At 48.9% G+C, this 6,000-nt stretch carries 3 protein-coding genes; 2 read left to right on the top strand and 1 reads right to left on the bottom strand.

Annotated elements, in window-relative coordinates; translation table 11 throughout:
- Positions 1-1,897: 1,897 nt before the first annotated feature.
- Positions 1,898-2,488 carry a site-specific integrase gene (locus LZ24_RS14800; RefSeq protein ID WP_144686507.1) on the bottom strand — a complete coding sequence of 197 codons (591 nt, stop codon included), beginning with the start codon at positions 2,486-2,488 and terminating at the stop codon, positions 1,898-1,900.
- A 1,732-nt stretch (positions 2,489-4,220) separates the two neighbouring features.
- On the opposite strand from LZ24_RS14800, the gene LZ24_RS14795 reads away from it, so the two are divergent.
- Both LZ24_RS14795 and LZ24_RS14790 read left to right on the top strand, forming a co-directional pair.
- Entirely contained in the window at positions 4,221-4,967 is a 747-nt protein-coding gene (locus tag LZ24_RS14795) for a substrate-binding periplasmic protein (protein WP_144686506.1), read from the top strand.
- Between the two features lie 269 nt (positions 4,968-5,236).
- Positions 5,237-5,851, top strand: coding sequence for a substrate-binding periplasmic protein (locus tag LZ24_RS14790; protein WP_246118609.1), 615 nt, complete (start codon positions 5,237-5,239; stop codon positions 5,849-5,851).
- Positions 5,852-6,000: the final 149 nt, after the last annotated feature.

The following is a 6,000-nucleotide window of genomic DNA, read 5'->3' as shown; positions in this document are numbered from 1 at the left end:
AGACCCTTGGTAATCAAGGGCCTCGGCAAAATTATCCTCTTTTGAAAAGTAACGGCTCTTTCCCCACCCTGTCCTCTTAAAATCGTTCAATTATTCCAAGGCATTACAAGATGTAATTTGGTTGAGTTTTAAGTCTATTTCAGACAAAACCGAACCAGGCATGAGAATGGAAGGAAGGATGGAAGGCTGGCCTTCTTACCCCACCGTGGCCTCCCAACTCACCACAACCCACACATAAAAATGACCAAGACCCTTGGTAATCAAGGGCCTCGGCAAAGTTATCCTCTTTTGAAAAGTAACGGCTCTTTCCCCACCCTGTCCTCTTAAATCCCAGGGCTAGGCAAGGCTTCAATGTCAGGCGACTACGGGAAGAAGCGGAGCAAGACAGGAGTTCGCATAAGCCCTTGAAAAGTAACAGCTCTTTCCCCCACCCTGGCCTTTTAAAATCGTTCAATTATTGCAGGATGTTACAAGGGGCAATTTGGTTAAATTTTACGGGTATTTCAGGCAAAACCGCACCAGACAGGAGAATGGAAGGAAGGCGTGAGAAGCGGAGCAAGGATCGTCTCTTTGATCCGAACAGGGCCAGTCCTGCGGCCTGAGCTTCGCCCCTTTGCTTTCCCCCTAATAATAGGGCCTGTACCGCCAGCACAGGGAAAATAGGACTTTCCAGGAAAAAACGACCAGCTGTAATCGCTCAGGAACAGCGTTCGGGTTTTAGACTATATACGGTAGGCAAGGTGGAATAATGGCTCTGAGAAGCCCTTGGTTGGGTATATGAAAGGGTATGTGAGAAGGTGAAGGAAAGCTCCCGGCCTTGGATCAGTCGGATCGAAGATACGATCCTGGGGCAAGGTCAAGGGCCATAAGGAAAAAACCCCTTTTGATAAAACCCACACGGGAAGCTCCTGTGTCTGCATGGCTTTACCCAGGCTGGCCCCGGCTGGTCTTGGCTGGCCCTGGCTGGTCTTGGCTGGCCCTGGCTGGTCTTGGCTGGCCCTGGCTGTCGGCTATTGGGGTCTTAATTAGCCCCCAATCCCCGAACGTCTCAATAATACGGGCTTTTGCATATGCCGGACGTGTTGTGCTGCCCGTGGCTTTCAGCCCGGCCCTGTCGGATCAATCGGATCAAAGAGACGATCCTTGAAGAGCCGATCCTTGTTGGACCTCAGGATGTCAGCCAGTACGAACCAGTGCTTGCCCTTGGCATCGGTGAAGGCAAGCTCAGGCCGCAGGACTGGCCCTGCTCTCTCCCTTCTGTGGTCAAGGAAAAGGGTTACTCCTTGTGGGTCAGAAAAAGGCGGCTTGAAGGCACCAGGATTGATCCGAAGCTTACCCGGCCCTGGCGGGCCTTGAAGGGCTGGAAGGGCTGGAAGGGCGGCGTAGTACATTGATCTATAGGAAGGATACTCTTTACTATGCTTAGGTATTACCTGAGATATACCTAAGATTCTCCTAAGAAGCCTCAGATACTCTCACTCTCCCCTTTGCATTTACTAGGTGAGATTCGTGTAACAGCCTGATTTACATTATCATATCAACGGAAAAATTCCCCAAATCAGGAGCATGATATGAATTTACATAACAAACTGTAACCATTAAGCATACTTGTAAAATGCAATGAAAGCCCTGTTCGGATCAAAGAGACGATCCTTGAAGAGCCGATCCTTGGTTGGCCCTCTGCTGCTGGCCCCGTTCGGATCAGCCCGGCCCTGTCGGGCCTTGAAGAGCCGATCCTTGGCTGGCCCCGGCCTTGTGAACCCCTACCGGCTCAGAGAAGCGGAGCTTCGCTCCTTGGTTGGCCCCGTTCGGATCTAGTGAAAAAGCTTAGGAAGAAAGCCAGGTATGTGAACCATCGCCCGTCCCTGCCCGGCCCTGACGGGCCTTCTACCGCTTCTCACAGCTCATTGGCGTACACGCTCTTGATCTCTTCAGCCTGAATGCACAGATAATCCAGGGTCTGCCTCTGGCTGCTGTGATTAAAGCACACCATCAGCTCAGGCAATCCTTTCCCGAACGTAACCCGCTGGTGGTATCCCCAGGTCTTCCGCAAGCTGTGGCTTCCATAGTTCCCTTTGAGATTCAAAGCCTTACACCAGCTCTTCACAAGCCGATTCACATAGGAAACCGTAAGCGGCCCACGCTGCCCCTGGAAGAGAGGGGCCTCAGCCTCTGCATCCGGCATGGTAGCCAGAAGGCCATTGATTGCATCCACGGCTGCCTTGTTCACGTTTATGCGTCTTTGCTTGCCTGTCTTTTGCTCCTGAACCACAAGTTCATCCATGGGCTGAAGTCCTTCCACCTGGCCTACCGTCAAGCTCAGAAGGTCAGAAGCCCGAAGGTTCGTATTGATTCCCAGGACGAACAGGGCGTAATCCCTTGGCTTGGATCTCAGAAGCTGCTTGATTGCCTTCAGATCCTTGACTTGCTTGATAGGCTCCACTGCTATCTGGCTGCCCTGCTTTGGATTGTTCCCGTTGTTTCCCATGTCGATGCCTTTCGCTTTGGGGAATATCTGTAAATAAAAGTTAACCCTCGAAAAAAGGGTAGAGAAGGAACGGGGCCGGGCTTCAAGGCTGGTATGTGGTGAGTTAGGAAGCCACGATATCCCAGGCCGATTTCAGGAAGTAAGCCAAGATCCCGCTGAAGCCCTCAGAGGCCACCAGAAGCCCCCAGATCGATCCTAAGCCTTTCCCTTGCCATTGCCTTGCCTCGGAAGCCCTGCTGCCTCTCAGTCAATCTCAGACCCTTTCTGTGCTATTTCCTGGGTGCTGGCGGTGCAAGCCCTACTTCATAGCGTACTAAGACAGGAAGCTCTCAGAAGCCCCCAGATCGTCTCAGAATCCCATGAAGGAATCACTCAGGCCCTGAAGCGTTCGTTGATCCTGGGGCATTCTGTGGCCTCTGTTTTGGCCTGTGCGGAGTAAGGTTCCTGCCTGTGCCTTGGATCAGTCCAGGCCAGCTGCCGGTCAGCTCAGGGGATGCAGTAGTAATTCACTACCCAATCAGCTCCCGATCCTTGCCCCTGCCCCTATCCCGTCAACTTCTGCGGCAATCTTAGGGAAAACTTGACGTGTTGTAAAGCGGAAAAATCACAGCCTCAGCCTGAATCAAGGTCAAGCCCCTGAATCCAAAGGGAAAGCGTGTGTTTACAACTCGTCAACTTTTACTTAAAAGATGACCAGATTTACTCAGGGCCATTTACCCCCCCGCCACAATTTCAGATCCGCTTGCACCTATTAAATTGACTGCCACAATCCAGAGCCGCTTGCACCTGTAAAATCAGCAGCCACAATCCCAGGGCCATTTGCACCCCTTCACAATTCCAGGCCCGTTTGTTTCGATGGGCCATACTGCATTCCAGAATCCAGAGAAGAATCCCCGAAGAAAAGTTCCGGCCCGTTTGTTTCGTCTTCCCAATTACATGAAAAAGCTGGCCGCCTCTATCCCTTGGCAAATCGAAAAAAAATGTCATGGCGTACCGATCCCACGGGGGGGATATTGGGAGCTGCAAATACGTAAGCAGGCTTCACATTTTTTGGCCAAATTTTCAGGGACAAAAAAAAGTACAAAAAACTATTGACAGGCACACGCACTTTATATTATCTTTTGTGAGATTAGGATAATTAGGAGGTTCCCCCTCAGCTCCACCATTTTGAAAAAGAAAACCCGTCTCTCCAGAGTGATTCTCTGGGCAGACGGGTTGTTTTTTTAGCTTGTAGTCAAAGGCTTTCGACCGTTTTGACATCTTTCCGAAACATCTCTCCAGCCAACAGATTCTCTCCACTCTCCCGCCGTTCTTTCTCTGTTTGGGGCTTTCCAGAAAATCGGCAAGTCTGCACCGCCTGTAGGATGTACATCATTTCTCAACCCAGGTCTGAATGACATTCCGGACAGTCCCTTGATCTCTGTTTCGACATATATTTTATAGTCAGGTTTGGGTTTAACGATTTTTACATCCCAGTGCATGAAATCACCTCACAGTGGCTTTATTTTATAGGGATTATCGCCTCCTGAGGCAATTTCCCAGTTGGCAAAAAGTTCATCTTGCCACAAAACGCTGTCATTTATTTTATTGACAAAAAACCGTGTTCACAGCATAATCCTTACCATTATTCATTTTTTCATTACAGCACCCGTCCCCCCTATCCCGTACATACCTACCTGCCAAAGGCAGAGCAAAGGTACTCTCACCAACCCACACCTGCCGGAGGTTTCCCATGAAACGCATGATCCTTTGTCTTCTCGCCCTTTTTCTTGTTGCAGGCTTTGGCACGGCAACGGCCCAGACCCTGAAGATGGTTTATTTTGATAACTTTGCACCTTTCTCATGGAAAGATGAGTCCGGTGCCATGCGTGGCATCCTCATAGACGTGGTCGATGAAGTTGCCGGAAAGCAGATGGGTATCCCCCTTTCCCATGAAGGCTTCCCGTGGGCAAGGGCGCAGGATCGGGTTCGCGGAGGACAGGCGGATGCCTTTATAACCGTTCCCACACCCGAAAGAAGAGGGTACACGGAAATCAGTGAAGAAACAGTAATCAGCTCCCGAATGACCCTTTTTACCAGAAACGGGCATGAAAATATTGATGCCTTAAAACAAATCCAGTCCATTCCAGATCTCAAAGGCTTTATTCTTCTCGATTACATAGGCAACGGATGGGCAGAAAGAAACCTCAAGGATTATGACAGACAGCTTTCACCCAGACCCGAAAATGTATTTCAAATGCTGGCAGCGGGAAGGGGCGACCTGTTCATCACCGACTCGGTCGTCGGGGGTTTCACCATCCTCAATATGGGGCTGAGAGACCAGATCATTGAAATTCCCAACATTCTTGATGAGGTTCCCTTCAGCCTCTGCATCGGAAAAAAATCACCTTTCACAAAAATTCTCCCTGAATTTGACAAGAAACTGAGTCAGTTGAGGGAAAGTGGAAAACTGGAGGAAATTTACAACCAATATCGATAAAAGGCTGGAGGACAGAGGGGCATGTCTCTATGGGAACGATCTAAAATCATGAAAGAAAACAAAGCACCACAGAAAGCCCCTCTGAAAACAATGCCCCTGCCCCCGAAAAAAACAGGATGGATAGCATGACGTCCCTGAAAAAAGGCCTCTTTTCATCACTCATTTTGCTGGTACTATGGTATCCATGGGGATTATCTGCCGGAGAAACCATGAGGGTCGTCTATTTTGACAATTTCCCCCCCTTTTCCTGGAAAGGTGAAAACGGGAAGATGCAAGGCATTTTCATTGATGTACTGGATGAAGTAATCCAGAATCATTTGGGAATTCGCCTTTATCATGAAGGTCTGCCATGGGCAAGGGCACAGAAAATGGTGAAGGATGGCAATGCAGATGCCTTTGTCACGATACCAACCCCGGAAAGAAAAAGTTATACGGAGGTCAGCAGGGAACCTGTATTGATTTCATATATGACCATTTTTACTAAAAAAGGGCATGAAAAACTGAATGCGCTTGAAAAGGTAAATACCCTTGATGACTTAAAAGAATACATCATACTGGATTATATAGGAAATGGATGGGGAGACAAAAACCTTACAGGCTTCAGAAGGGATTTGTCCCCACGCCTTGATACCGTATTTCGTATGCTGGCAGCAGGAAGAGGAGACATCAATATCACAGACTCCATGGTTGCCCTTCATCGCCTGAAAGAACTGAATCTTCAGGAAGAAATTGTTGAAATCCCCATAGTCCTGGATGAAGTTCCCATGAGTCTGTGTATCGGAAAATACTCATCCTTTGCACACATCCTGCCTGAATTTGACAGGACCATGGAAAAACTGAGAAAAAACAGCACACTGCAAAGTATCTACAGTAAGTACAGATAAAACCTGCCTTTCAGGAAGCCCTTCAGGGACTCTCATTTATTTTATTGACAAAAAACCGTGTTCACAGCATAATCCTTACCATTATTCACTTTTTTTCTAAAGTACCCGTCCCCCTATCCCGTACATACCTGCCTGCCTGAGGCAGAGCA

The organism is Desulfobotulus alkaliphilus, assembly GCF_007830435.1.
GTDB lineage: Bacteria > Desulfobacterota > Desulfobacteria > Desulfobacterales > ASO4-4 > Desulfobotulus > Desulfobotulus alkaliphilus.
Note: the sequence above shows the minus strand (reverse complement) of the source record. Positions and strands in the feature narration are given on the sequence as shown.